Source organism: Nocardiopsis sp. L17-MgMaSL7 (genome assembly GCF_003182025.1).
GTDB lineage: Bacteria > Actinomycetota > Actinomycetes > Streptosporangiales > Streptosporangiaceae > Nocardiopsis > Nocardiopsis prasina.
The window spans coordinates 158,263-183,716 of the sequence record NZ_QGTF01000006.1; the positions used below are offsets into that span (position 1 = coordinate 158,263).

The window sequence follows — 25,454 nt, forward strand, 5'->3', positions numbered from 1 at the left end:
TCCGAAGAACGGGCCGGATTCCGGGGGTGCAGGTCAGGCGAGCGTGTCGGGCAGCGGGCGGGTGTGGACGACGTGCAGGGAGCTCACCGCGCGGGTCAGGACCACGTAGAGGCGGTTCACCCCGCGCTCCTCTGCCTCGACGATCTCGGCGGGTTCGGCGACCACCACGGTGTCGAACTCCAGCCCCTTGGCCAGGCTGGCGGGGACCGCCACCAGCCGGGAGCCGTCCATACCGGCCTCACCCAACAGCGGGGCGCTCACCCCTTCGGCGGCCAGCGCCTCGCACAGCTCGGGCAGACGGTGGTCCGCGGCGATCAGACCCACCGACCCCTCCCCCTCCAGCGCCCCACGACAGGACTCGGCCAGCGCCCGGGCCATGCCCTCGGCGGCCGGGACCAGCCGGAGCGCGCCCGGAGAACGCCGGACCGCGACCGGGGCGCCCAGCCCCGGGGCGATCGAGGGCAGCAGCCGGGCGGCGAAGTCGATGATCTGCGCCGGGACGCGGTAGCCCCGGTTCAGTGCGTGCAGGTGGCCGGTGGGCTTGCCGAGGTGTTCCAGCAGCGTCGTCCAGTTGCGGGCCGCGGAGGGGCTGGTGCCCTGGGCGATGTCGCCGAGCACCGTGAGCGACCCCGCACCGGCGCGGCGGCCGATCGCCCGGCACTGCATGGGGCTCAGGTCCTGGGCCTCGTCCACGACCACGTGCCCCAGCCCCGGGACCCGTTCGATCAGCGCCGCGGCCTCGTCCACCAGGGCCAGGTCCTCCTCCGACCACAGCGCCGACTTGGGGCCGCGCGGCCGCCCCGGCAGGAGCACGGCCCGCTGTTCCTCGGCGCTGAGCAGGCCCTCGGCGGCGCGGGCCAGGCGCTCGGGATCGGTGAGCAGACCGAGCACCATCCTGAGCGGGTCCACCTTGGGCCACAGCGCGGTGACGGCGGCGCGCACCGCAGGGTCCCGGCGCACCCGGGTGTGGGTCCGGTCGTCGCAGACCTGGCCCTCGGCCTCCATGAGGGAGAGGATCATGTGCGCCATGCGGTGGGACAGGAGTTCACGGCCGGACCCGTAGGCCACCCCGCGCTCGGCGAGTTCGTCGAGCAGGGGGCGCAGGTCCTCCGGGTACAGCCGCCAGCGGCGCGAACCCTGGCGGACCATCACGGTCTCCTCCGGGGCCCGCAGGTGCGCCCACAGGTCGCGGCGGAGCACCTCGGCCATGACCGCGGAGCCCTTGGTGCGCGCGGCCTCGGGGGTCTCCGCGCGGCGGACCCACCCCCGGGCCGGACGCAGGCGCGCGGGCAGGTCCCGGGTGAGGAGCTCGTTGACGGTGGTCTGGTGGACGTCCACCTCGCCCAGCGCCGGGAGCACGTCCTGGATGTAGGAGAGGAACGAACGGTTGGGCCCGATGATTGCCACACCGGATCGGGAGAGGCGTTCGCGTTCGCTGTAGAGCAGGAAGGCGATGCGGTGCAGGCCCACGGCGGTCTTGCCGGTACCGGGGGCGCCCTGGACGCAGAGGGTGGTCTCCAGCGGGGCGCGGACCAGCGCGTCCTGTTCCGGTTGGATGGTGGCGACGATGTCGCGCATGGGGCCGGTGCGGGGGCGCTCGATCTCGGAGTTGAGGAGGTCGCTGCCCAGCGAGGCCTCGGGGGCCCGGGGGCCGAGCACGAGGTCCTCGTCCTCGAAGGCGGTGAGGACCGACTCGGGCTCGCCGTCCTCGCCGGTGACGGTACCGAACCCGTAGCGTCGGCGGATCCGCACGTCCATCCGGTCGCTGGGCGAGGCCTGGTAGTAGGCGACGCTGATGGGCGCGCGCCAGTCCAGGACCACGGGGCGGCCGCGGCCGTCGTGGACGTGGCGGCGGCCGATGTGGACGCGGTCGGGGCGTTCGGAGGGGGTGTCGTCGAGGAAGACGGTTCCCGGCTCGAAGTCCATGCGCCCGAAGTACAGGGGGGCGCCCGGGATGTCGGCCAGGGCTGCCAGCCGGCGTTCGCGCCCGCGGCGCAGGGCGGCGTCGGTGACCTTGTCCTTGGCGGCGTCACCGAAGAGGATCTCGGTGGCGTCGACCGTCTCCCGCATGCCCCGCAGGGCGGCGCGGGCGGCGCTGAGCGCCCGCCGTTCGGCGATGATCTCGGGGTCAGCGGACACGGCTGAGGGATCGTTCGTGGTCATGGGGAACCTCGTGGTTCGGCGGGACAGGACGCGACCTCACGCGTGCGCGCGGTCCCGCCCCGGTCGCCACGAGGGGCCCGGTTCGTTCCGATCCATGAGCGCGCACCACGCCCCGGCGGGGCGGTGATGCCGAACCTGTGAGCCTACCCGAGCCCGGTGGACCGGGACCAGGTTCCCAGGGGAGCTACCAGACGCCGGAGCGGTCCGGGACGAGCATCGCGTCCTGGACGGTGTCCCAGCGCACACGCCCGAGCCCGCCCCCGAGCTCCACGTCCTCGACGACGGCGTCGATGGTCCGCCGGTCGTACTCGTCGGTGAGTTCGACGCCGCCGTCGCGGTAGTCGGAGACCAGTCCGATCACGTACTGGCGCAGGTCGGTGACGCCTCTGCGGGCGGCGGCGCGGGCCTGCTTGTCCCAGCGGGCATCATGCGGGATCCATGATGCGATGACCTCGGTGGGGGTGGGGACGTACTCGTTGGGAGTGGCCATAGGGTCACGGTAGTCATGAGGCGGGGAGCACGGGGCCGTTCGCCGGATTGCGGGACCGCCCGCCCCGTGGCGGGGCGGGCCGGTCAGGTCTTGCGCAGGCGCACCCGGCTGACGCGGTGGTCGTCTCCCTTGAACAGGACGAGGGTGGCCCTGCCCCGGGTCGGCCGGATGTTCTCCACGAGGTTGACCTCGTTGATGGTCTGCCAGGTGTTGGCGGCGAACTCCAGGGCCTCGTTCTCCTCGATGGTGGTGGCCATGTGGTGGAAGTAGGAGCGGGGATCGGAGAAGGCGGTGCGCCGCAGCTCCCGGAACCGGTCCAGGTACCAGCTGCGGACGTTGTCCACCTTGGCGTCCACGTAGATGGAGTAGTCGAAGAAGTCGGCGACGGCCAGGCGTCCGGCGGTCGCGGGCTGGAGCACGTTGATGCCCTCGACAATGAGGATGTCGGGACGGTGCACGGTCTGGCGTTCGTCGGGAACGACGTCGTAGTGCAGGTGGGAGTAGACGGGGATGTCGAGGCGGTCGGCCCCGGCCTTCATCTCCGAGACGAACCGGACCAGCGCGCGCCGGTCGTAGCTCTCCGGGAACCCCTTGCGGCGCATGAGTCCGCGCGACTGGAGGACGGAGTTGGGGTGGAGGAAGTTGTCGGTGCTGACGAGCTCGACGTCCGGGTGGTTGGGCCACTGGGCGAGCAGGGAGCGCAGCAGTCGCGCCGTGGTGGACTTGCCCACGGCGACGCTGCCCGCCACGCCGATGATGAACGGCGACGGCCGGTCGGACTCCCCGAGGAAGGCGCGCACGGCGGCGTGCCGCTGCTGCGTGGCGCCCACGTAGAGGTTGAGCAGCCGCGACAGCGGCAGGTAGATGTCGCGGACCTCGTCGAGGGAGGTGGGGTCGTTGGTACCTCGCAGGTCGCTGAGGTCGGCCTCGGTCAGGGACAGGGGCGTGGAGGCCCGGAGGGCGGCCCAGGCCGCGCGGTCCAGTTCCACGTACGGCGAGGAGATGCCGTTCTTCGTCGCGTGAGACACGGTTGACCACCTTAGACGAGGCGCTCCCCCACTCCGGGCAGCCGGTCCCCCGATTGTCCGGCGCCGAGGCGGAACGTGCGGGACACCACACGTTCACACGCCCGACACGCAAGGTTTTTTGGGTGGGTTCGTCGGAGTGGGAACCGGTTCCACTCGACGACCGCTCCCACCCTCCCACCTGCGTGGTCTACTCAGCATGCACCAAATGGTCTATACCGCCACCTGGGAAAACAACAAGTGGTATGAACCACTGGTTGGTCGATTCCGGACATCTTTTGGCTTACGCTGGCGCCCATGTGCGGAATCGTTGGCTACGTCGGGCCGCAACCGGCGCTAGAGGTCGTCGTGAACGGCCTCGCGAGGTTGGAGTACCGCGGATATGACTCCGCGGGTGTCGCTGTGCTGGGTGAAGGGACCCTGCGCTCCCAGAAGCGGGCGGGCAAGCTCGCCAACCTGCGTCAGGCCCTGGAGGAGAACCCGGTCTCGGGTGAGGGCGCCGGGATCGGTCACACCCGTTGGGCCACGCACGGCGCGCCCAACGACGTGAACGCCCACCCCCACGTCGACAACGACAACCGGGTGGCCGTCGTCCACAACGGCATCATCGAGAACTTCGCCGCCCTTCGCCTGGAGCTGGAGGAGCAGGGCTGCAAGTTCCTGTCCGAGACCGACACCGAGGTCTCCTCCCACCTGCTCAGCAAGGAGCTGGAGCGGCGCGGCGACGGGGACCTCCCCGGAGCCATGCGCGAGGTGTGCAAGCGCCTGGAGGGTGCCTTCACCCTGGTCGCCGTCTCCGTCGACGACCCGGACCTGGTCGTCGCGGCGCGCCGCAACTCCCCGCTGGTCGTCGGTCGCGGGCAGGGCGAGAACTTCCTGGCGAGCGACGTGGCGGCGTTCATCGCCCACACCCGTGAGGCGGTCGAGCTCGGCCAGGACCAGGTCGTGGAGCTGCGCGCCGACTCCGTGGTCGTCACCGACTACGACGGCAACCCGGTGGACGTGCGTGAGTACCACGTGGACTGGGACGCCTCGGCGGCGGAGAAGGACGGCTTCGACTACTTCATGCTCAAGGAGATCGTCGAGCAGCCCAAGGCTGTCGCCGACACCCTCCTGGGCCGGGTCTCGGTCGACGGCCAGCTCACCCTGGACGAGATGCGGCTGACCCCCGCCGAGCTGCGGTCGGTCGAGAAGATCGTCATCATCGCGTGCGGCACGTCGTACCACGCGGGTTTGATCGCCAAGTACGCGATCGAGCACTGGTGCCGGATCCCCTGCGAGGTGGAGGTCGCCAGCGAGTTCCGCTACCGCGACCCGATCCTGGACCAGCAGACCCTGGTCATCGCCATCTCGCAGTCCGGCGAGAGCATGGACACCCTGATGGCGGTCCGCTACGCCCGCGAGCAGCGCGCACGCGTACTGGCGATCTGCAACGTCAACGGCTCGACGATCCCGCGCGAGTCCGACGGCGTGCTGTACACGCACGCCGGCCCGGAGGTCGGGGTGGCCGCCACCAAGACCTTCCTCACCCAGCTGGCCGCCTGCTACCTGATCGGCCTGTACCTGGCACAGGTGCGCGGGCTGAAGTTCGGCGACGAGATCAACGCCGTGATCGCGCAGCTGGCCACCATGCCGGAGCAGATCGAGAGGGTCCTGGACTCGGTGGAGCCGGTCCGCGAACTGGCCCGTTCCCTGGCCGACGAGAACACCGTCCTGTTCCTGGGCCGCCACGTGGGCTTCCCGGTGGCGATGGAGGGCGCGCTCAAGCTCAAGGAGCTGGCGTACATGCACGCCGAGGCGTTCGCCGCCGGCGAGCTCAAGCACGGCTCGATCGCGCTGATCGAGGACGGTCTGCCGGTGGTCGTCGTGGTGCCCTCGCCCAAGGGGCGCAGCGTGCTGCACGACAAGATCGTGTCGAACATCCAGGAGGTGCGCGCCCGTGGCGCCCGCACCATCGTGATCGCCGAGGAGGGCGACGAGTCGGTGCGTCCGTACGCGGACTCGCTCATCGAGATCCCGGCGGTGCCGACCCTGCTCCAGCCGATCGTCGCGACGATCCCCATGCAGGTGTTCGCGTGCGAACTCGCCCTGGCCAAGGGCAACGACGTCGACCAGCCCCGCAACCTCGCCAAGAGCGTGACCGTGGAGTAGGCCGGGACGCGCACCCGGGCGGTTCGGGGTGCGTCGCTCGGGGGTCCTCCCCCGGCGGCGCACCCCGCTCGCGTCGGCGGGCGGCTGCCGCGCGGACTCCGGGGGTCAGTGCGGGACGTGGGCGGTGTGGCTGGCCCGAGCGGCGATGACGTCGGCGTGGGTGGGCAGCATCCCGTGCAGGTCCAGGACGTCCAGGATGCGGCTCAGCTGCCGCGGCGGGCTCGACACCAGCAGGTGGCGCTGGGAGCCGGAGGCGATCCGCATGGCCCCGACCAGCGCGTTGACCCCCGAGGCGTCGATGAAGCCCACCCCGGACAGGTCGACGATCGTACAGTTCTCGATCACGGAGGAGGCCAGGCGGGCGAAGACGCCCTCGGCCGTGGCGATGTCGATCTCGCCCTCGAGGTGGATGACGGTCATGCCGTCGCAGCGGAAGCGCTCCTGGTCCGGGTCCAGTACGTCCACGCCTTACTCCCGTGGTGGGGGTCGGTGGGGTCTGTGCCGCCGTCGGTCAAATGCCGACATGCCTTGACAGCCTACTCGGCCCGGCGGACTCCACACCTGTCCCGGAACACGGTCGCCGTCCGTTTCCCGTGGATATCGGCGTGCCGTCAGAACGGATCAGAACCGCAAATCGCCCAAACGATCTTTCCGTGACCGTCCACGGGATTCCAGCCCCATTCGCGACTGAATGCGGCCACGAGCCCGAGTCCGCGTCCCGACTCGGCGAAATGGTGCGCCTCGACCCGGACCGGTCCGCGCGGCTCGGGGTCGGCGACCATGCACACCACCGCACCGTCCCTGGGGAACGGCCGCAGCTGGAGGGTGACCCGGGTGCGCTCGGGGGGCTCGTCGGTCACCGCGTGCCGACAGGCGTTGCCGACCAGTTCGGAGATGATGAGCCGGACGTCCTCGGCCAGCCGCGTGAGCCCCCACGCGGCCAGGTTCTCGGCCCCGAACTCCCGGGCCGACCGGACCGAGTCCGGCACCGCGCCGAAGGAGGCGGCGGCGCCACCAGGCGCGCACCGACTCTCCCCGATACCCAAGCGACCGAGCGACGGGTCCCACCACCCGCCGCGCGTCGACTCGGGCGTGCGCGTCCGGGAGGAGCGGCCCCAGGATGCCCCGGCGTGCAGCTCCGAAGGCACCAGCTCTGTGTTCATCACGGTCCTCACGGATGATGTCGGTTCGCGCGTCCGTCCTGCGCCGCTCCCTGCCCCGCGTACGTGTTCCTTACATACGCAAACCACAGATGCACGTGCAGCCCAACGTTGGGCAACACTATAGGAAGCCCTCCCCCTTTCGGTAGGCCCTCTCACGAAGAATTAGTCCGCCCCTCTTCCGTGATTCTCGCCGGTACCCTTCACTGGGGTTCGATTCGGCTCTCGACCCCCTGTCCCGGAAGAACGACATCGGTATACTGAGCGGTCGCTCCCGCCAATACCACTCCATAGGGAGGCGAAGTGGTAGCAGACCCGACGCCGAACCACCAGGTCACACAGGATTTCCTGGCCAATTCCAGTGGTGGTCCCACCGTGCTGCGCATTCTGCTCGGCACCCAGCTGCGGCGCCTGCGCCAGGAGAAGGGCATTTCCCGGGAGGACGCCGGATACGCCATCCGCGCGTCCCACGCCAAGATCAGCCGTATGGAGCTCGGCCAGGTCAGTTTCAAACACCGGGACGTCGACGACCTGCTGAAGCTGTACGGAGTGAAGGAGCCCGAGCAGCGCGAGGCCCTGGTCGGGATGATCTCCAGCGCCAACGCCCAGGGCTGGTGGCACAAGTACGGCGACGTGCTGCCGCAGTGGTTCGGCGTCTACGTCGGCCTCGAGGAGGCCGCGTCGGTCATCCGTACCTTCGAGGTCCAGTTCGTACCCGGGCTGCTCCAGACCGAGGGGTACGCCCGCTCGGTGATCCGGCTCTCGCGCACGGCCACCTCGGAGGAGGACGTCAACAGCCGTGTGAACATGCGTATGCATCGGCAACGGCGTTTCTCGTCCGCCGAGGGCGATCCGCCGCGCCTGTGGGCCGTCATCGACGAGGCGGTCCTGCACCGTCCCTTCGGCGACGCCGAGGTCATGCGCGAGCAGGTCGAGCACCTGCTGGAGATGGCCCGCCGCCCCAACATCACCATCCAGATCGCCACGTTCGCCATGGGCGGCCACCCGGCGGCCGGCGGCCCGTTCAGCATCCTGCGGTTCCCCACGCCCCAGCTGCCCGACGTGGTCTACCTGGAGCAGCTGAGCAGCGCCCTGTACTTCGACAAGTTCGACGACACCAGCCGCTACGCGCAGACCATGGACCACCTGGCGACCCAGGCTCCCCTTCCGGGCCAGACCCCGGACATCCTCCAGGACTTCCTCAAGCGCTACGGGGGCTGAGGTTCCGAGCCGGTCCGCCGGGCACCCGTCCGCGCACAGCCACCCGCGACCGGCCGCCCTCGGCCCCGCCGATCCCCCACACCAGCCCTCCGCGTCCCGATCCCCCACCCGAGCTGACCGTGCCCGGACCCGTACCCCCCGCGACCCCGTGAACGCCCTGCGTACCCACGGGGTCGCTTTCGTGTCCGGCTTCGGCCACGACTGGGAAACAATCGCGGAAAGCCGAACCTTCTGCGGCCCTGGCACGTTAGGTCTGACATGCGGTTCCTTCGGCTTCCCCCTGCGCGCACACGGGGGGTTGATTACCGATGCAATCACCGATGCACGTGCATGGACTACGCTTTGGGCTCGTATGGGGACAAATGGATCACCCGCCAAGAAACCGATCGCCCCTGGACAAGGCGGACGTCCGGGTGGTCAGGTCCGACACGCACGGCGTGCTTGAGCCGTTCGCGGACACCCCGCTCACCAGTCCCCGAACTTCCAGGAGGTTGAGGATGCAACCGATCTACAACGGCGTCCCCGCGGACCGGTTGGAGGTCGCATGGACCAAGAGCAGTTGGAGCAACCCGGACGGCAACTGCGTGGAGGTCGCGACCCTGCCCGGCGGTGACATCGCCATGCGCAACTCCCGCGATCCGGAAGGGCCCGCGCTGGTCTACACGCCCGCCGAGATCAGGGCCTTCGTCCGGGGCGCCAAGACCGGCGACTTCGACGCCCTCCTCGACTGACCGGGGCGGTGCCGGACCCGCGCACCGCACCCCCACGAACCATCCGGCCCCGGGCCCTCCTCCCCCACAGGCAGACCTTCCCGGGACCGTGTCCGCGCCGTCGGCCCCGTGGTCGACACCCGTCCCACGGCGGCCTGCATCCGTCCACGGCACGGACACGGACGGAGCCCGGCACCCACCAGGGTGCCGGGCTCCGCTGTTCACCGCCGCGTCCACCGGGGCGGACGCGGCCTCCGGCTAGAGGCTGGCGGGATCGACCAGGCCGTTGGCGCCGATCGGGGCGTTCTCCCACGGGAAGTGGGTGGCACCGAGGGCGGGCTTGAGGTCGAACAGCCAGGCGGCCTTCTCGTCGTACTTGGCGAAGAAGGGCTGGCCGACCAGCTCCGGGTCGCGTGCCTGGATGAAGTGCAGGACGAAGACCTTCTCTCCCAAGATCTCCGTCACCCCGTCCACGCACACCTTGCCCGGGGTCGCCGACATCGACGGGCCGCGCACGGTCCGGGCCAGGCCCGAGACCTTCTGGTAGGCACCCCGGAAGATGTCGTAGGCCTCCGCCAGCGGCACCGCGAAGTAGTCCTGCGGGCCGGTGTCACGCTCGACGAACATGTAGTAGGGCACCATGCCGTGACGCAGGTGCGTCCGCCACATGTCCTCCCACGTGGCCGAGTCGTCGTTGATCGTGCGGATCAGCGGCGCCTGGGTACGGATGACCGCCCCGGTCTCGCGGATGCGGCGCACGGCCTCCTGCACGAGCCCGGACTTCATCTCGTTCGGGTGCGAGAAGTGGGCCATGAACGCGAGGTTCTTGCCCGAGGCCACGACCTTCTCGAACAGACGGAGCGTGTCGTCCGCGTCCGGGTCGGTGGTGAAGCGCTGCGGCCAGTAGGCCAGCGCCTTGGTCCCGATCCGGATGGCCTCGAGGTGCTCGATCTCCAGCAGCGGCTCGATGTAGCGGGAGATGACCCCCTCACCCATGATCATCGGGTCGCCACCGGTGAACAGGACGCTGGTGACCTCGGGGTGGTTGCGCACGTAGTCGACCATCTGGTCGATCTCGCCGGACGCGAACTTGAGGTCGGCGTCACCGACGAACTGCGCCCAGCGGAAGCAGTAGGTGCAGTACGCGTGACAGGTCTGGCCCTGCTTCGGGAAGAAGAGGACCGTTTCCTTGTACTTGTGCTGGATGCCCGGGATGGGCTCCTCGTTACCCGTGGTGGGCACGTTGAGGTCCATCTGCCCGGCCGGGTGCGGGTTCAGCTTGGCGCGGACGCCGTTGGCGGCCTCGTTGAGCTCCTTGCGGCCCGCTCCGGAACTGATGAGGTCGGCGATCCGGGAGACGTCGGCCGCGGGGAGCATGTCGGCCTGCGGGAAGACCAGTCGGTAGATCGGATCGTCGGGAGCGGCGTCCCAGTCGATCAGCTCGTCGATGACGTAGCTGTTGACCCGGAACGGCAGCACATGGGCGACCGCCTTGACCGCGAGCTGCTCGTCAGCCGCGAGACCGGCTCTCGCCGTGAGCTCGTCAAGGTGTTTCGTCGTGTAGGCACGAAACCGACGTCCGGCGGACGGGGACTGTGCCACGTCTGGCGTTACGCTCACGCCTCTCCTCTCCTGCGGTTGGACAGGGGCCCGCCCGCGTGGAGCAGGGCAGCCCTGAGCCGGTGGCTCCGGCATACGGGTGCCGGGCGACCACCTGGGGATGAAAAATCAGTTATCGGCTGTGACCAGAGTGTTTCCAGCGACACGGCCAGCGAGCGGATATACCCCGTCTAGGGGCTTTGTACCCGCTCTGCGTAATATCCAGCCCTGACCTGGACATACAGGAAGTATCCTCGCATGACTACACGAAGGTGCCGTCCGCAGTCAGCGGGAGGGCGACCCGATAGCGTGTCACCACATCACCCCGTGCGGCCCCGAAGAGGCGTGTTCATCCGTGCCGTGTGCCCGCGCCCAGCTGCGCCAACGGCACGCCACACCCGTCCGTCAGCACCAACCGACCGTGTGAGGAAGCTGTGACTGGCACACCCGACGCGGACGCACCGGTACCGCGTACGTCACCGCCGATCATCGCGGTGGACGCCATGGGCGGCGACAACGCCCCCCGTGAGGTCGTACGCGGCGCCGTCATGGCCTTCCGTGAGCTGGGCCTGCGGGTCCTGCTCGTGGGGCGCCGCACCGAGATCGCCGCCCAGCTCGCCGAGGAGGGCGCCCTGCGCGACATCCCGGTGGTGCACGCCGAGGACAACATCGCCATGGACGAGGGGGCCCTGGCCAGCTGGCGTCGTCCCCGGTCCAGCGCGGCGGTGGGCTGTCGGCTGATCCGCCGGGGGGACGCGGACGCGCTGGTCTCGGCGGGCTCGACCGGCGGGATAGTGGCCACCTCCACCGTGCGGCTGCGCACCCAGCCGGGGGTGCTGCGCCCGGCTCTGGCGGTGACCCTGCCGACCGGTCCGGTCCCGACGATCATGGTGGACGCCGGGGCCAACGCCGACGCCAAACCGGAGATGCTGGTCCAGTTCGCGCACCTGGGGTGCGCCTACGCCCAGACCGCCTTCGGGGTGGAACGCCCCCGCGTGGGCGTGCTCAACATCGGTTCGGAGCCCGGCAAGGGCAACAGGCTGATCCGCAGGGCCAGCGAGCTGCTGGCCGCCCCGGAGAACTCCGAGTCCATGGACTTCCGGGGCAACATCGAGGGCCACGACCTGCTGCGGGGAAGGGTCGACGTGGTGGTGACCGACGGCCACACCGGCAACGTGGCGCTCAAGACCATCGAGGGGACCGCCGCCTTCACGATGAACGCCCTCAAGGAGGCGCTCACCTCGTCCGCCCTGGCCCGGACCGGCGCCCTGCTCCAGCGCGGTGCCCTGCGCGGGGTGCGGGAGCGGTTCGACAGCGAGACCTACGGGGGTGCCGCCCTGCTGGGCCTGAACGGCACCGTGGTCATCGCGCACGGCGACAGCCACCCCGAGGGCATCGCGCAGGCCTGCCGGCTCGCCCACGACCTCGCGGGCGGCCGGATAGGCGACCAGATCCGCCGCCGGGTACCCCAGCGCTCCCCGCACTGGCTCCACCGCCGTTCCGAGGAGCGCTGACCCGGACCCGGCCCGGTCTCCCCGCGGCTCAGCCCTCGGAACCGCCGAAGGCCCGCACGTAGGCCTCCTGTTCGGGGGTCTCCACCGCGTGCGGCGAGTAGTGCTCGCGCACGTAGGCCACGGCCTCGGACGCGGGCACCCCGTCCAGCACCGCCAGGCAGGAGAGCGCGGTCCCGGTCCGGCCCCGCCCGCCCAGACAGGCCAGCTCCACCCGCTCCCGGTCCGCTCGGTCCAGGGCCTCACGGAGCGCGGCCAGGGCGTCCGCGTCATCGGCGGGCAGACCGAAGTCCGGCCAGTGCACCCAGCGACCGGACCAGGTGAAGGTCGGCGGTTCGTGGTCCAGCAGGTACAGCCCGAACACGGGCACCGGGCCCTCCGGCAACGGGTAGCCCAGGCCGCGGCCCCGGACCACGCGACCGGAGGGGAGCCTCAACACACCGGGGGCTTCGGGGTTCCACGGTTGCTTCATGGAGGGAGGGTATCCGGCCGGCCCCCGGCGAATCGGCGCCCCGGGGGTCCGTTTGAAACCTGTCGGGAGGGGGATAGGCGGTCGGTAGTCTTAGGGGCATGGTCGACCCGCAGGAAGTACTCTCGCGACGGGTCCAGTCCGCCCTCGGTGCCGCCTTCGGCCCCGAGTTCGCCGACACCGATCCCGTCGTCCGCCCGTCCCAGTTCGCCGACTACCAGGCGAACGCCGCACTCGCGCTCGCCAAGCGCCTGGGCCGCAAGCCCCGCGAGGTCTCCGCGGCGATCATGGAGCACCTGGACGTCGCCGACGTGTGCAGAGACGTCGAGGTCAGCGGGCCGGGCTTCATCAACCTCACGCTCCGCGAGGACTGGATCGCCGACCAGGCGCGCCAGCTCCTCGACGACCCGCGCGTGGGCGTTCCGGTCCAGGAGCGCCTGAACATCCCGCTCGACTACTCCGCGCCCAACGTGGCCAAGGAGATGCACGTCGGGCACCTGCGCACCACGGTGGTGGGCGACTCCCTGGCCCGCACCCTGGAGTTCCTGGGCCACAACGTCATCCGGCAGAACCACATCGGTGACTGGGGCACCCCCTTCGGCATGCTCATCGAGCACCTGCTGGAGGTCGGCGAGGAGTCCGAGGAGGCCGACCTCCTCACCACGGACCCCAACGCCTTCTACCAGGCGGCCCGAACCAAGTTCGACTCCTCCGGCGAGGGCACGGACGACTTCGCCGCCCGCGCGCGCCGCCGCGTGGTGGCCCTCCAGAGCGGCGACGAGGAGACCCTGCGCCTGTGGCGCAAGCTGGTGGGCCTGTCCCGGGTCTACTTCAACAAGGTCTACGCCAAGCTGGGCGTCACCCTCACCGACGAACACCTCGCCGGTGAGAGCAGCTACAACGCGATGCTCGCCGACGTGTGCGACGAGCTGGAGACCAAGGGCATCGCCGAGATCAGCGACGGCGCCCTGTGCGTGTTCCTCGAGGGGTTCACCGGCCGCGAGGACAAGCCGGTCCCGCTGATCGTCCGCAAGAGCGACGGCGGCTACGGCTACGCCACCACGGACCTGGCCACCGTCCGGTACCGGGTGGACGACCTCAAGGCCGACCGCATCCTGTACGTGGTCGGCGCCCCGCAGGCCATGCACTTCAAGATGGTGTGGGCCACCGCGCGCGCCGCGGGGTGGCTGCCGGAGAGCGTCGAGACCACGCACGTGCAGATCGGCAACGTACTGGGCTCGGACGGCAAGATCCTGCGTACCCGCAGCGGCGCCCCGGTCCGGCTCGTGCAGCTGCTGGACGAGGCGATCCAGCGGGCGGCGGCCGTGGTGGCGGAGAACCGCCCCGACCTGGACGCCGAGAGCCAGGCGGAGATCGCCCGCAAGGTCGGCATCGGCGCGGTGAAGTACGCGGACCTGTCGGTCTCGCACGACACCGAGTACGTGTTCGACTTCGACCGCATGCTGGCGCTGACCGGGAACACCGGCCCCTACATCCAGTACGCGCAGGCCCGGATCCGGTCCATCTTCCGCAAGGGCGGAGTGGACCCCCGGACCGTCGATGGGCGGATCACCGTCTCCGAGGGCTCCGAGCGCGAACTCGCGCTCAAGCTGCTGGGCTTCGGCGCCGTGGTGGAGCAGGTGGGCGACCACCTCCAGCCGCACCGCCTGTCCACGTACCTGTTCGAGCTGGCGCAGAACCTCACCGCGTTCTACGAGCACTGCCCGGTGCTGACAGCGGAGACCGACGCCGAGCGCGAGTCGCGTCTGGCGCTGGTGTCCGTGGCGCTGCGCGTGCTGGTCCAGGGTCTGGACCTGCTCGGAGTGGAGTCGCCCGAGCACATGTAGCCGCTTGCCCGGCGCGCCCCCGTGGCGCGTCGGCACCTACACGACGGGAGGGTCGGGGCCACGGGCTCCGGCCCTCCCTTCGTGTGCGCGGTACCGACCTGTGCCCGGTGCCGTCTCAGCGCGGTCAGGAAGCTTCCCGTGTGGGGCGAGTCGAAAGTCTCGCCGCAGGTCAGAGGCGAACCAGGGGTTCTGGTCGAGCATCGGACCTACAGTGTGTGGACTAATGTCCCATAACGGACACAAAGGGAGTTAACACCCATGGCATCCATCCCCACCGAGTACGGCCCGGGCCCCGGCACCTGGCACCTCGACCCGTTGCACTCCAGCCTGATCTTCGTCGCGCACTACCTGCGCTTCGGCCGGGTCCAGGGCACCTTCAGCGGGGCCGACGGGCGGGTCGACGTGACGGAGGACCCCGCACGGTCCTCGGTGGAGGTCGTGATCGACGCGGACAGCGTCAACACCGGTGTCAACGCCCGAGACGCGCACCTGCGCTCCGCCGACTTCCTCGACGTGGAGCGTCACCCGGAGATCCGCTTCACCTCCACTCGCCTGGAGCCCGGCAGGAAGCGGAACTCCTTCCGCCTGCACGGCGACCTCACCATCCACGGCACGGCGCTCCCCGTCGTCCTCAACGGCGAGTGGGTGGGCGAGGCCCCCGACTACGCCTCGCCCGACGACACGTACGGCCACTTCTTCTCCGCCACGACCCAGATCAGCCTGTCCGAATTCGGGGTCGGCGACGGCGGGCCCGTGCCCTGGGGCGGCCGTCTCGTCGGGGACACCGTGGACATCGTGCTGGAGGTCCGCCTCCAGGACCAGGACCCCGCGCCGTTCCTCAAGCAGATCGGGCACACCCGCTGAACTCGTGGCCGGGGTGCGCGCCCGATCCCGTCCGACCGCCCCCGTTCAGCCCCTGAGCAGGGCCTCGACCTCGTCCCGCGAGGCCATCGACGAGCTGGCTCCGTGCCGTCCCACGGAGATCGCGGCGGCGGCCGCGGCGAACTCCATCGCCTCCCGCGCCGACCGGCCCTCGGCCCTGGCCACCGCGAACGAGCCGCAGAACGTGTCACCGGCCGCGGTGGTGTCCACGGCCTCCACCTTCCGGGCCGGAACGTGCACCGGCTCCTCGCCCCGGCGACCGAACAGCGAGCCGTCCTCGCCCAGCGTCAGCAGCACCTCCGGCACCCTCTCCAGCAGCGCCGCCAGCGCGGCGCGCGGTTCGGTGTGCCCGGTGATGGCGGCGGCCTCGTGCTGGTTGGGTACGAGCACGTCCACGTTGGCCAGGAGGTCGTCCGGGAGCTCACGAGCGGGGGCCGGGGTCAGGTAGACCGGCACGCCCAACCCGCGGCCCAGCCGCGCCCCGGCGACCACGGCCTCCATGGGCAGCTCCAGCTGGAGCAGCAGCGCGGCGGCGTCGGCCACCCGCGCCTCGTCACCGTCGACCGCCCCGGCCTCGGCGTTGGCACCCGGGACCACGATGATCCGGTTGCCGCCCCGGCCGTCCACGACGATGTGCGCGACCCCGGACACCCCCGGGACCGTGCGCAGACCGGACACGTCGATCCCGCCCGACACCAGGTTGGCGCGCAGTTCGGCACCGAAGGCGTCGTCGCCGACAGCGCCGAGGAAGGCCACGTCGGCACCCGCCCGCGCCGCCGCGACCGCCTGGTTGGCGCCCTTGCCGCCCGGAATCTGCCGGAAGTCAGTTCCGGTGACGGTCTCGCCGCCGCCCGGGACCGTGTCCACGTAGGCAACCAGGTCCATGTTGACGCTGCCGAGCACGGCGACGCGCGGCGCGGATCCCACTTCGTTGTCCACTTCTCTGTTCATTCTCCAGGTCACTTCTTGGGCCGGTCGACCGGCTGGCTGTCCGCACCGTCGAGGGCGACGATGACGGGGGCGTGGTCGGAGGCGCCCTTGCCCTTGCGCTCCTCGCGGTCGATGCTCGCACCGGTCACCCGGGCCCTCAGCGCGGGCGAGGCGAGCACGAAGTCGATGCGCATACCCCTGCGCTTGGGGAAGGCCAGGGCCTTGTAATCCCAGTACGTGTAGACGCCGGGGCCGGGCGTGTACTCGCGCACGACCTCCGAGAACCCGGCGTCGACCAGCGCGCCGAAGGCGGTGCGCTCGGGCTCGGTGACGTGGGTGAGGCCGTCGAAGGCGGCCATGTCCCACACGTCGTCGTCCTGGGGGGCGATGTTGAAGTCGCCGACGTAGGCGATCTGCGCCTCGGGGTCCTCCGCCAGGCTCGCGGCGCCCGCCGCGCGAAGGGCCTCCAGCCAGCGCAGCTTGTACGCGTAGTGGGGGTGGTCGATCTCGCGGCCGTTGGGCACGTACAGGCTCCACACCTGGACGCCGCCGCAGGTGGCGGCGATGGCGCGGGCCTCACGCTCCTCGGGGTCGCCGTAGCCGGGCTGGCCGGGGAAGCCGATCCGGACGTCCTCCAGCCCCACCCGCGAGGCGATCGCGACCCCGTTCCACTGGGAGAGGCCGTGGTGGGCGACCTCGTACCCGCGGTCCGTGAGGACCGACTCGGGGAACTGGTCGTCGCGCGCCTTGGTCTCCTGGATGGCGAGGACGTCGATGTCGCTCCGGTCCAGCCAGTCGCCGATCCGCTCGGCCCTGGCCCGGGCACTGTTCACATTCCATGTCGCGATACGCACAGCCAAAGGCTAGAGGATCGCGCCGACGGACCGCCCCGACCTGGCCGGACACGCGGGGTGAGGGGGTGCGGACACGAGGAACCCCGGTGCGGCCGTCCTCCGCACCGGGGTTCGGCGACTCCCGGCACATGCGCGGTTGGTTTCAGTCGCGCTTCGTTGGACGGCCAGGCCCCTCGAACGGTTCGCATTGTGCGCAAGGTTTTTGTCGCGAACCGGGGGGTGTGTCGGCTCTCCCCCCGCCCACCAGGGGCCTCATGGGTATCAGACGCACACCGTTCGGGTAGGCCTGTGGGAGAGGCCACACAGACCCTCCCCGGTGAGGTGAACGTGTCATGTCGACGGTCGATCCCCGCGAGGCGCGACGGGTGGCCGAACAGGCCAGGGAGAGCGGATGGACCCGGCCCAGCTTCGCCAAGGAGCTGTACCTGGGCCGCCTGCGCCTGGACCTGCTCCAGCCCCCGTACCCGGGTGAGTCCGAGACGCGGCGCGGGGAGGCCTTCCTCGCCCTGCTGCGGGAGGTGTGCGAGGGCATCGACGCCCCGCGCGTCGAACTGGAGGAGCGCGTCCCCGACGAGACCGTCGCGGCGCTGCGCGGGATCGGTGCCTTCGGGATGAAGATCCCCACCGAGTACGGCGGGCTCGGCCTCACCCAGTACCACTACAACCGCGCCCTGATGCTGGTCGGCTCGGTGTGCCCCGCGATCGCCGCCCTGCTCTCCGCCCACCAGTCCATCGGCGTGCCCCAGCCCGTGGCCGTGTTCGGCACCGAGGAACAGCGGCGGAGCCTGCTGCCGCGCTGCGCCCGGGGCGCGGTCAGCGCCTTCCTGCTCACCGAACCCGACGTGGGCAGCGACCCCGCGCGGCTGAGCGCCACGGCCACGCCCACGGACGACGGGTCCGCGTACCTGCTGGACGGGGTGAAGCTGTGGACGACCAACGGCGTGGTCGCCGAACTCCTCCTGGTGATGGCGCGGGTGCCCGAGGGGCCCGGACGCCGGGGCGGGATCACGGCGTTCGTGGTGGAGGGCGACTCCCCCGGTGTCACCGTGGAGCACCGCAACCGGTTCATGGGGCTGAAGGGACTGGAGAACGGGGTCACTCGCCTGCACCGGGTACGGGTGCCCGCCGACCAGCGGATCGGCGAGGAGGGGCAGGGCCTGCGCATCGCACTGTCCACCCTCAACACCGGCCGCCTCTCCCTGCCCGCCCTCTGTGCGGGCGCGGGCAAGTGGGCGACCGGGATCGCCCGTGAGTGGTCCCGCGAGCGCGTCCAGTGGGGTCGGCCGGTGGGCCGGCACGAGGAGGTCGCCCGGAAGCTGTCCTTCATCACCGCGACCTCCTACGCCATGGAGGCCGTGCTCGACCTGACCGGACGGATGGCCGACGACGACCGCCACGACATCCGGATCGAGGCGGCCCTCGCCAAGCTCTGGACCTCCGAGATGGCCCACCGGGTCGCCGACGAACTGGTCCAGGTGCGGGGCGGGCGCGGGTACGAGACCGCCGGTTCCCTGGCCGCGCGCGGTGAGCGCGGGGTGCCCGCCGAGCAGGTGCTCCGCGACCTGAGGATCAACCGGATCTTCGAGGGCAGCACGGAGATCATGAGGCTCCTGATCGCCCGTGAGGCCGTGGACGCCCACCTGTCCGTGGCCGGGGACCTCGTCGACCCCGACACCAGCCGCTCCGCGAAGGCGCGAGCCGCCGTCAGGGCGAGCGGCTTCTACGCCCGGTGGCTGCCGACCCTGGTGGTCGGCCGGGGTCAGGTGCCGTCGGCCTTCCAGGAGTTCGGGCCGCTCGCCGCGCACCTGCGCTTCGCGGAGCGCGCCTCGCGTCGCCTGGCTCGCTCCACGTTCTACGCGATGTCCCGCTGGCAGGGAGGGCTGGAGGCCCGGCAGGGCTTCCTCGGCCGCGTGGTGGACATCGGCGCCGAGCTCTTCGCGGCGAGCGCCGTGGTCGTTCGGGCCCGCGCCGACGCGGACGCCCGCCCCGAGCGCGGAGCGTCGCCGCTTCAGGTGGCCGACGTGTTCTGCCGCCAGTCCCGGCTGCGGGTCGACGCCCTCTTCGAGGGGCTGTGGTCCAACACCGACGATCTCGACGGCAGACTGGCCCGGCGTCTGATGGCCGACTCCTACACCTGGCTGGAGGAGGGCGTGCTCGACCCCTCCGTGCCCGGGCCGTGGATCGCCCCGACCGCCCCCGGGCCGTCCCCGCACGAGGACCTGCACCGCCGGATGGGCTGATCGCCCCCCTGAACTGTCGTCGGCCGCGGATACGGTGATCACATGGCTGCACCGCACCCCCGCCGCGACGCGGAGTTCTCACTGCCGCAGGCCCGCCGGATCGCCCTGGCCGCCCAGGGCTTCCACGACCCCAGACCCGGCTCCGCACCCACGCTCGCCCACCTGGCGCGCGTGGTCCGCCGGGTGGGCCTGCTCCAGATCGACAGCGTGAACGTGCTCGCCCGCAGCCAGTACCTGCCGGTGTTCGCGCGGCTGGGCGCCTACTCCCCCGCCCTCCTGGACCGGGCCACCACCACGAGCGTGGGCGACAGCCCGGCCCGGCTGGTCGAGTGCTGGGCGCACGAGGCGAGCCTGGTGCCGCCCGCCACGCACCGCCTCATGCGGTACCGGATGGAGCACAACCGCGCCCAGCCGAACGTGGGGTGGATGAACGGCATCCGCGAGGACAAACCCGAGCTGGTCAAGGCCGTGCACGAGGAGGTGGCACGGATCGGCCCGGCCACCGCCCGCGAGGTCGAGGCCGCCCTGGCCCACGACGTGCCGCGTGCCAAGGACCACTGGGGCTGGAACTGGTCCGAGGTCAAGCGGTGCCTGGAGTACCTGTTCTGGATCGGCGACCTCACCGCCAACGGCCGCAACACCCAGTTCGAGCGCCGCTACGACCTGCCCGAACGTGTCCTGCCCGCCGAGGTGCACGCCCTCCCGCACCCCACCCCGGAGGAGGCACACCGGGAGCTGGTCGCCATCGCCGCCCGCGCCCACGGGATCGCCACCGAGCCCGACCTGCGCGACTACTTCCGGCTCAAGGGCGTCGAGTCCCGTGCCGCCCTGGCCGACCTCGTGGACTCCGGCGAACTGCTGCCGGTCACCGTGCGCGGCTGGGAACGCCCCGCCTACCTGCACCGGGATGCCCGCGTTCCCCGCAGGGTCGACGCCCGAGCGCTGCTGAGCCCGTTCGACTCCCTGGTGTGGACCCGCGACCGCGCCGAGGAGCTGTTCGGGTTCCGCTACCGCCTGGAGATCTACGTGCCCGCCGCCAAGCGGGTGCACGGCTACTACGTGCTGCCCTTCCTGCTGGGCGAGGACCTGGTGGCCCGGGTGGACCTGAAGGCGGACCGCGCCTCGGGCACGCTGCTCGCCCGCCAGGTCACCCTGGAGGAGGACGCACCCGCCGACACCATGCCCGAGCTGGTGGACCAGCTGGAGGAGATGGCGGCCTGGCTCGGCCTGGAGAACGGCGTGGGCGGCGAGGGGCTCACCCACCCCGTCCGCTGACGGACGGCCGCGCACCCGTGGTGCGCGGCCCGTCGAGGTCGGGGGATCAGACGCGTTCGACGATGGTGACGTTGGCCTGGCCGCCGCCCTCGCACATGGTCTGGAGACCGTAACGGCCCCCGGTCCGGTGGAGCTCGTTGACCAGCTTGGTCATCAGGATCGCGCCCGTTGCGCCGAGCGGGTGTCCCAGGGCGATGGCGCCGCCGTTGGGGTTGACCCTGGCGGGGTCGGCGCCGAGCTCCTCGGTCCACGACATCGGCACCGGGGCGAAGGCCTCGTTGATCTCGGTGACGTCGATGTCGTCGATGCCCAGACCCGCCTTGTCCAGCGCGATCCGGGTCGCCGGGATCGGGGCCGTGAGCATGTAGACCGGGTCGTCGCCCACCAGCGACAGCTGCACGACACGGGCGAGCGGGGTCAGGCCGTGCCGCTCCACGGCGCGCTCGGAGGCGATCAGCAGCGCGCCGGCGCCCACCGAGATCTGGCTGGCGACCGCGGCGGTGAGCTCCCAGCCCTCACGCAACGGCTTGAGCCCGGCCATCTTCTCCAGGGTGGTGTCCGGGCGCACGCCCTCGTCCCTGGCCACCCCGGCGATGGGGGCGATCTGCGCGTCGAAGTGCCCGGCCTCCTGCGCGGCGGCGGCCCGTTTGTGGCTCTCCAGCGCGAACTCCTCCAACTGTTCGCGCTTGTAGCCCCACTTCTCGCACATGAGCTGGGCGCCCCGGAACTGGGAGATCTCCTGGAAGCCGTACCGCTCGACCCACCCCTCGCCGTACAGCGGGAGGTCGTTGTCGAGGGCGAACTGGACGTTGGCGCCCATGGGGACCATGCCCATGTTCTCCACGCCCGCCGCCACGACCAGGTCCTGGGTACCGGACATGACGCCCTGGGCGGCGAAGTGGATGGACTGCTGCGAGGAGCCGCACTGGCGGTCGATGGTGACGGCGGGGACCGACTCGGGCAGGCCGGCGGACAGCCACGCGGTGCGGGCCAGGTCCAGGGCCTGCGGACCGGCCTGGCTGACGACGCCCATGATGACGTCCTCGACGGCGGCCGGATCGACTCCGGTGCGCTCGACGAGCTCCTTGAGGACGTGTGCGCCCAGGTCCGCCGGGTGCACGGCGGCCAGGGCACCCTTCTTGGTGCCGACGGGGGTGCGCACCGCACCGACGATGTAGGCCTCAGCCACTGGGTCCTCCAAGGGGCGTGGGATGTGACGTCCTATAGAACCGAACTGTATTCGGTTTGAATTCCCTGGCAAGACCCCGGCCCCGCATTCCGGACGGCCGCACTGGTCGCCGGTGGTCAGTCCGTGCGGTCGCCCCAGCGCCCGCCCTCCCCGTCGCCGAGCGTGCTGCCCGTGACCCGCTCCAGGACGTCGAACACGTCCGGGTGCTCGTCGGGACCGAAGTCTGAGAGCAACGAGCGCAGCGCCGTCCGCTGGGCCTCGTACAACTGCCGCACGGCGTCCTCCCCGCGCCAGTTCAGTTCCCAGGGGTCGCTGTCGTCGGCCAGGTAGCCCGCCTCCAGCAGCTCCTGGTGGGCATCCTCCCAACGGACGGCGCTCAGGCCCGACAACCGGACCAGGTCGATCACGCCGAGCGGCCCCTGGACCCCGATGTGGCTCAGCGCCCAGCAGGCCTCCGTCGACACCTCCAGACCGGAGGCCTCCCGCAGCCGCTGGTACATGGTCTCGGCGCCCTCGGCCCCGCAGGCCTCGTAGATCTCGCGCTCCACCTGCTCCATGGCGCTGCGGCTGGGGGTGACCACCGGGGACACCGTCTCGTCCAGGTCCGGGGTCCTGATGGTGGTGCGCAGTACGTCCTGCCGCAGGAAGAGGGCGAGCACCAGTCCCACGAGGGCGACCGGTACGGCGCACAGGAACACGGTGTCGATGGCGTCGGCGTAGACCTCCAGGAAACCCGCCTGGACCTGTGGCGGCAGGCGGTCGATGGCGCTCGGGTCACTCTCCAGCGAGGTCGCGTCGACCCCCGCGGGGAGGTCGAGGCTCCCGGCCCGCGCGGCCAGGTTCGAGGCGAGCTGTCCGGCGAAGACCGACCCGAACACCGCCGTGCCGAAGGAGCCGCCGATGGAACGGAAGAAGGTCGCGGACGAGGTCGAGACTCCCAGGTCGTCGTAGGAGGAGGCGTTCTGCACCACCAGGACCACCACCTGCATCACCAGGCCCAGTCCGGAGCCCAGGACGAAGAAGTAGACACCCATCTCCCACAGGGAACTGTCGGGCCCCATGCCGGACATCAGGAAGAGGCCGATCGCGGTCAGGGCCATGCCCGCGACGGGGAACAACTTGTAACGGCCGGTCCGGGTGACCAGGCGGCCACTGGTGATCGAGGTGATCAGCATCCCCATGACCATCGGGAGCAGGTGGAGCCCGGACGCCGTCGGGGAGAGCCCGTGCACGATCTGGAGGAAGAGCGGCAGGAAGGCCATCGAGCCCATCATCGCGAAGCCCACGCAGAAGCCGATGGCCATGGCGACCACGATGGTCGGGTTGTGGAACAGACTGAGCGGCATCACCGGGTCCGGGGCGCGGCGCGCGGTGAGCCACCAGCCCACTCCGAGGACCAGCCCCGCCGCGCCCAGGGTGAGGATCTGCCACGACAGCCAGCCGTAGACCCCGCCGCCCCAGGAGGCCACCAGCGTGAGACAGACGGCGGTGGCGGCCAGCAGCACGATGCCCGCGTAGTCGATGTCGCGGCGGCCGACCGGATCCTGCCGCGGCAGCACGGCCAGGACCGTGAGGAAGGCGATCAGCCCCAGCGGGAGGTTCACGTAGAACACCCACCGCCAGGACAGGTGGTCCACGAAGAGCCCGCCCAGCAGGGGCCCCGCCACGCTGGATACCCCGAAGACGGCGCCGAAGAGGCCCTGGTACTTGCCGCGCTCCCTCGGCGAGACGACGTCGCCGATGATCGCCGAGGCCAGCACCATGAGGCCGCCGCCGCCCACGCCCTGGAGTCCGCGGGCCAGCACCAGTTGGAGCATGTCCTGGGCCAGACCGCACAGGACGGAGCCCAGGAGGAAGATCGCGATGCACCCCAGGAACAGCCGCTTGCGTCCGAACTGGTCGCCGAGCTTGCCCCAGAGCGGGGTGCTGGCGGTCACGGCCAGCAGGTAGGCGGTGATCACCCAGGAGAGGTGGTTGAGCCCGCCGAGGTCGGAGACGATCGTCGGCAGCGCGGTGGAGACGATGGTCTGGTCCAGCGCCGAGAGCAGGACGGCCAGCATGAGGGCGGTCATGATCAGCGCGATCCGCCCTCCGTGGGACTCGCGCTGGTCGGCGGGGCTGTGTGACATCGAATCGCCTCCCGGGGTCGGGCCGCCCGACTCTCCACGGCCCGGCTGCTGGTCCACCCTAGGAACCGGGGACCGCGCCACTCCCGGGAACCGCCCAGGCCACCCGGAACTTTGCTCCGGCTTGCCCCCCGTACTTCAAAACCGAACGCGGTTCGGTTACCGTGTGGGAGCACAGTGATCCCCGACACCCTCGGAGCAGAGCATGAAGCGGGAACTCTTCGACGCCGACCACGACCTCTTCCGCGAATCGGTGGCCGAGTTCCTCAAGCGGGACGTCGTCCCCTTCCACGCCCAGTGGGAGAAGGACGGGATCGTGCCCCGGGAGGTGTGGGTCAAAGCGGGTACCGTCGGCCTGCTCGGCCACGGGGTGCCCGAGGAGTTCGGCGGCACCGGCCTCGACGACTACCGGTACAACCAGATCGTCAACGAGGAGATCTGCCGGGCGCACGCCAGCGGCCTGGGCATCACCCTCCAGAACGACGTCATGGCGCCCTACATGGTGGGCCTGACCACCGACGAGCAGAAGCGGCGCTGGCTGCCCGGCTTCGCCAGCGGCGAGCTGATCACCGCGATCGCCATGACCGAGCCCGGCACCGGCAGCGACCTCCAGGGGATCCGGACCTCCGCCGTGCGCGACGGCGACGAGTTCGTCGTCAACGGCGGCAAGACCTTCATCACCAACGGCGTCAACGCCGACCTCGTCATCGTGGTGTGCCAGACCGACCCCGACGCCGGGGCGCAGGGCTTCTCCCTGATCGCCGTGGAACGCGGCGCCACCGGGTTCGAGCGCGGCCGCAACCTCGACAAGGTCGGCATGAAGGCGCAGGACACCGCGGAGCTGTTCTTCGACGACGTCCGCGTGCCGGCCGCCAACCTCATCGGCACCGAGGGCCAGGGGTTCATCCACCTGCTCCAGAACCTGCCGCAGGAGCGGCTGTCCATCGCCACCTGCGCCGTGGCCTCGGCGGACCACGTCCTCCAGCACACCATCGAGTACTGCCGGGAGCGGACCGCCTTCGGACGGCCGATCGGGCGGTTCCAGAACACCCGTTTCGTCCTGGCCGAGTTGGCGACCGAGGTCGACATCGCCCGGACCTACGTGGATCGCGGGGTCGAGCTGCTCAACAAGGGTGAGCTCACCGTGGAGGACGCGGCGAAGGCCAAGTGGTGGACCACCGAGATGTGCAACCGGGTGATGGACCGTTGCCTCCAGCTTCACGGCGGGTACGGGTACATGATGGAATACCCCGTGGCACGGGCCTGGCAGGACTCCCGCGTCCAGACGATCTACGGTGGCACCACCGAGATCATGAAGGAGATCGTCGGCAGGGGCCTGGGCTTGTAGGACCCCCCGAACCCCGAAGGGACCGGTCGTGAGCGGATCGTGGGACGGCCTCATCGTGATGGGCCTGCTGGCGGTACTGTTGGTCATCGCCGTGCGCAAGCTCCGACCGAAGATCCACATTCCCTGGGCGACCAGCGGCATCGTGGTCTTCTTCGTCTTCGTCTGCCTGCTCCTGTGGGCCAACTCCTACCGCTGAGCGCGCCCGCCGCGACACCGGAGCCCCGACGCACACCGAAGGCCCGCCATCCCAGCTCCTCGACTGGG

21 protein-coding genes are annotated in these 25,454 nt (G+C 70.8%); 10 read left to right on the forward strand and 11 right to left on the reverse strand.

The window, feature by feature from the left end:
• Window positions 1–33: 33 nt before the first annotated feature.
• From BDW27_RS12455 to coaA, 3 genes are all read right to left on the reverse strand, one after another.
• Complete coding sequence (locus BDW27_RS12455) at window positions 34–2,163, reverse strand: AAA family ATPase (protein WP_017543990.1); 2,130 nt, start codon at window positions 2,161–2,163, stop codon at window positions 34–36.
• Between the two features lie 184 nt (window positions 2,164–2,347).
• Window positions 2,348–2,653, reverse strand: a complete 306-nt coding sequence (locus tag BDW27_RS12460; RefSeq protein WP_017543991.1) for a hypothetical protein — start codon at window positions 2,651–2,653, stop codon at window positions 2,348–2,350.
• An 83-nt stretch (window positions 2,654–2,736) separates the two neighbouring features.
• The gene (gene coaA, locus BDW27_RS12465; protein ID WP_026129148.1) at window positions 2,737–3,642 is read right to left on the reverse strand and encodes a type I pantothenate kinase; all 906 of its coding nucleotides are present in this window, start codon (window positions 3,640–3,642) and stop codon (window positions 2,737–2,739) included.
• A gap of 333 nt (window positions 3,643–3,975) precedes the next feature.
• Between coaA and glmS the strand changes: the two genes are divergently transcribed.
• Window positions 3,976–5,829 (forward strand): glutamine--fructose-6-phosphate transaminase (isomerizing), encoded by a 1,854-nt coding sequence (gene glmS / locus BDW27_RS12470; RefSeq protein ID WP_083927483.1) that lies wholly within the window; start codon window positions 3,976–3,978, stop codon window positions 5,827–5,829.
• A gap of 105 nt (window positions 5,830–5,934) precedes the next feature.
• Here glmS and BDW27_RS12475 read toward each other — a convergent pair whose 3' ends face one another.
• Window positions 5,935–6,294, reverse strand: coding sequence for an STAS domain-containing protein (locus tag BDW27_RS12475; RefSeq protein WP_017543994.1), 360 nt, complete (start codon window positions 6,292–6,294; stop codon window positions 5,935–5,937).
• Between the two features lie 146 nt (window positions 6,295–6,440).
• Complete coding sequence (locus BDW27_RS12480; protein ID WP_110049411.1) at window positions 6,441–6,992, reverse strand: ATP-binding protein; 552 nt, start codon at window positions 6,990–6,992, stop codon at window positions 6,441–6,443.
• 372 nt (window positions 6,993–7,364) lie between these two features.
• Here BDW27_RS12480 and BDW27_RS12485 point away from each other — a divergent pair, with 372 nt between their 5' ends.
• On the forward strand, window positions 7,365–8,210 hold the full coding sequence (locus BDW27_RS12485) for a helix-turn-helix transcriptional regulator (RefSeq protein ID WP_017543996.1): 846 nt from the start codon (window positions 7,365–7,367) through the stop codon (window positions 8,208–8,210).
• A 497-nt stretch (window positions 8,211–8,707) separates the two neighbouring features.
• On the forward strand, window positions 8,708–8,941 hold the full coding sequence (locus tag BDW27_RS12490; protein WP_110049412.1) for a DUF397 domain-containing protein: 234 nt from the start codon (window positions 8,708–8,710) through the stop codon (window positions 8,939–8,941).
• A gap of 237 nt (window positions 8,942–9,178) precedes the next feature.
• Here the strand turns inward: BDW27_RS12490 and BDW27_RS12495 are convergent, their stop codons facing one another.
• Window positions 9,179–10,522, reverse strand: a complete 1,344-nt coding sequence (locus BDW27_RS12495; RefSeq protein WP_110049413.1) for a KamA family radical SAM protein — start codon at window positions 10,520–10,522, stop codon at window positions 9,179–9,181.
• A gap of 431 nt (window positions 10,523–10,953) precedes the next feature.
• On the opposite strand from BDW27_RS12495, the gene plsX reads away from it, so the two are divergent.
• A complete protein-coding gene (plsX, locus tag BDW27_RS12500) occupies window positions 10,954–12,033 on the forward strand; it encodes a phosphate acyltransferase PlsX (RefSeq protein WP_110049414.1) in 1,080 nt (359 codons plus the stop codon).
• 28 nt (window positions 12,034–12,061) lie between these two features.
• Here the strand turns inward: plsX and BDW27_RS12505 are convergent, their stop codons facing one another.
• Window positions 12,062–12,502, reverse strand: coding sequence for a protein-tyrosine phosphatase family protein (locus BDW27_RS12505; protein WP_026129152.1), 441 nt, complete (start codon window positions 12,500–12,502; stop codon window positions 12,062–12,064).
• A 98-nt stretch (window positions 12,503–12,600) separates the two neighbouring features.
• Here BDW27_RS12505 and argS point away from each other — a divergent pair, with 98 nt between their 5' ends.
• Both argS and BDW27_RS12515 read left to right on the forward strand, forming a co-directional pair.
• Complete coding sequence (gene argS / locus BDW27_RS12510) at window positions 12,601–14,346, forward strand: arginine--tRNA ligase (protein WP_017544001.1); 1,746 nt, start codon at window positions 12,601–12,603, stop codon at window positions 14,344–14,346.
• A 258-nt stretch (window positions 14,347–14,604) separates the two neighbouring features.
• Window positions 14,605–15,210 carry a YceI family protein gene (locus tag BDW27_RS12515; protein ID WP_110049415.1) on the forward strand — a complete coding sequence of 202 codons (606 nt, stop codon included), beginning with the start codon at window positions 14,605–14,607 and terminating at the stop codon, window positions 15,208–15,210.
• A gap of 45 nt (window positions 15,211–15,255) precedes the next feature.
• Here BDW27_RS12515 and BDW27_RS12520 read toward each other — a convergent pair whose 3' ends face one another.
• Both BDW27_RS12520 and BDW27_RS12525 read right to left on the reverse strand, forming a co-directional pair.
• Window positions 15,256–16,179, reverse strand: coding sequence for a ribokinase (locus BDW27_RS12520; protein ID WP_110049416.1), 924 nt, complete (start codon window positions 16,177–16,179; stop codon window positions 15,256–15,258).
• Between the two features lie 8 nt (window positions 16,180–16,187).
• Complete coding sequence (locus BDW27_RS12525; RefSeq protein ID WP_199560637.1) at window positions 16,188–17,012, reverse strand: exodeoxyribonuclease III; 825 nt, start codon at window positions 17,010–17,012, stop codon at window positions 16,188–16,190.
• 332 nt (window positions 17,013–17,344) lie between these two features.
• Here BDW27_RS12525 and BDW27_RS12530 point away from each other — a divergent pair, with 332 nt between their 5' ends.
• Window positions 17,345–19,252, forward strand: a complete 1,908-nt coding sequence (locus BDW27_RS12530) for an acyl-CoA dehydrogenase family protein (protein WP_110049417.1) — start codon at window positions 17,345–17,347, stop codon at window positions 19,250–19,252.
• 42 nt (window positions 19,253–19,294) lie between these two features.
• The gene (locus BDW27_RS12535; protein WP_017544006.1) at window positions 19,295–20,527 is read left to right on the forward strand and encodes a winged helix-turn-helix domain-containing protein; all 1,233 of its coding nucleotides are present in this window, start codon (window positions 19,295–19,297) and stop codon (window positions 20,525–20,527) included.
• A 46-nt stretch (window positions 20,528–20,573) separates the two neighbouring features.
• On the opposite strand, the gene BDW27_RS12540 is transcribed toward BDW27_RS12535, so the two are convergent.
• Entirely contained in the window at window positions 20,574–21,716 is a 1,143-nt protein-coding gene (locus tag BDW27_RS12540) for an acetyl-CoA C-acetyltransferase (RefSeq protein WP_017544007.1), read from the reverse strand.
• A gap of 116 nt (window positions 21,717–21,832) precedes the next feature.
• Window positions 21,833–23,845, reverse strand: a complete 2,013-nt coding sequence (locus tag BDW27_RS12545) for an MDR family MFS transporter (RefSeq protein ID WP_110049418.1) — start codon at window positions 23,843–23,845, stop codon at window positions 21,833–21,835.
• 202 nt (window positions 23,846–24,047) lie between these two features.
• Between BDW27_RS12545 and BDW27_RS12550 the strand changes: the two genes are divergently transcribed.
• On the forward strand, window positions 24,048–25,190 hold the full coding sequence (locus tag BDW27_RS12550; protein ID WP_110049419.1) for an acyl-CoA dehydrogenase family protein: 1,143 nt from the start codon (window positions 24,048–24,050) through the stop codon (window positions 25,188–25,190).
• A gap of 28 nt (window positions 25,191–25,218) precedes the next feature.
• Complete coding sequence (locus BDW27_RS27475) at window positions 25,219–25,386, forward strand: hypothetical protein (protein ID WP_017544010.1); 168 nt, start codon at window positions 25,219–25,221, stop codon at window positions 25,384–25,386.
• Window positions 25,387–25,454 lie beyond the last annotated feature (68 nt).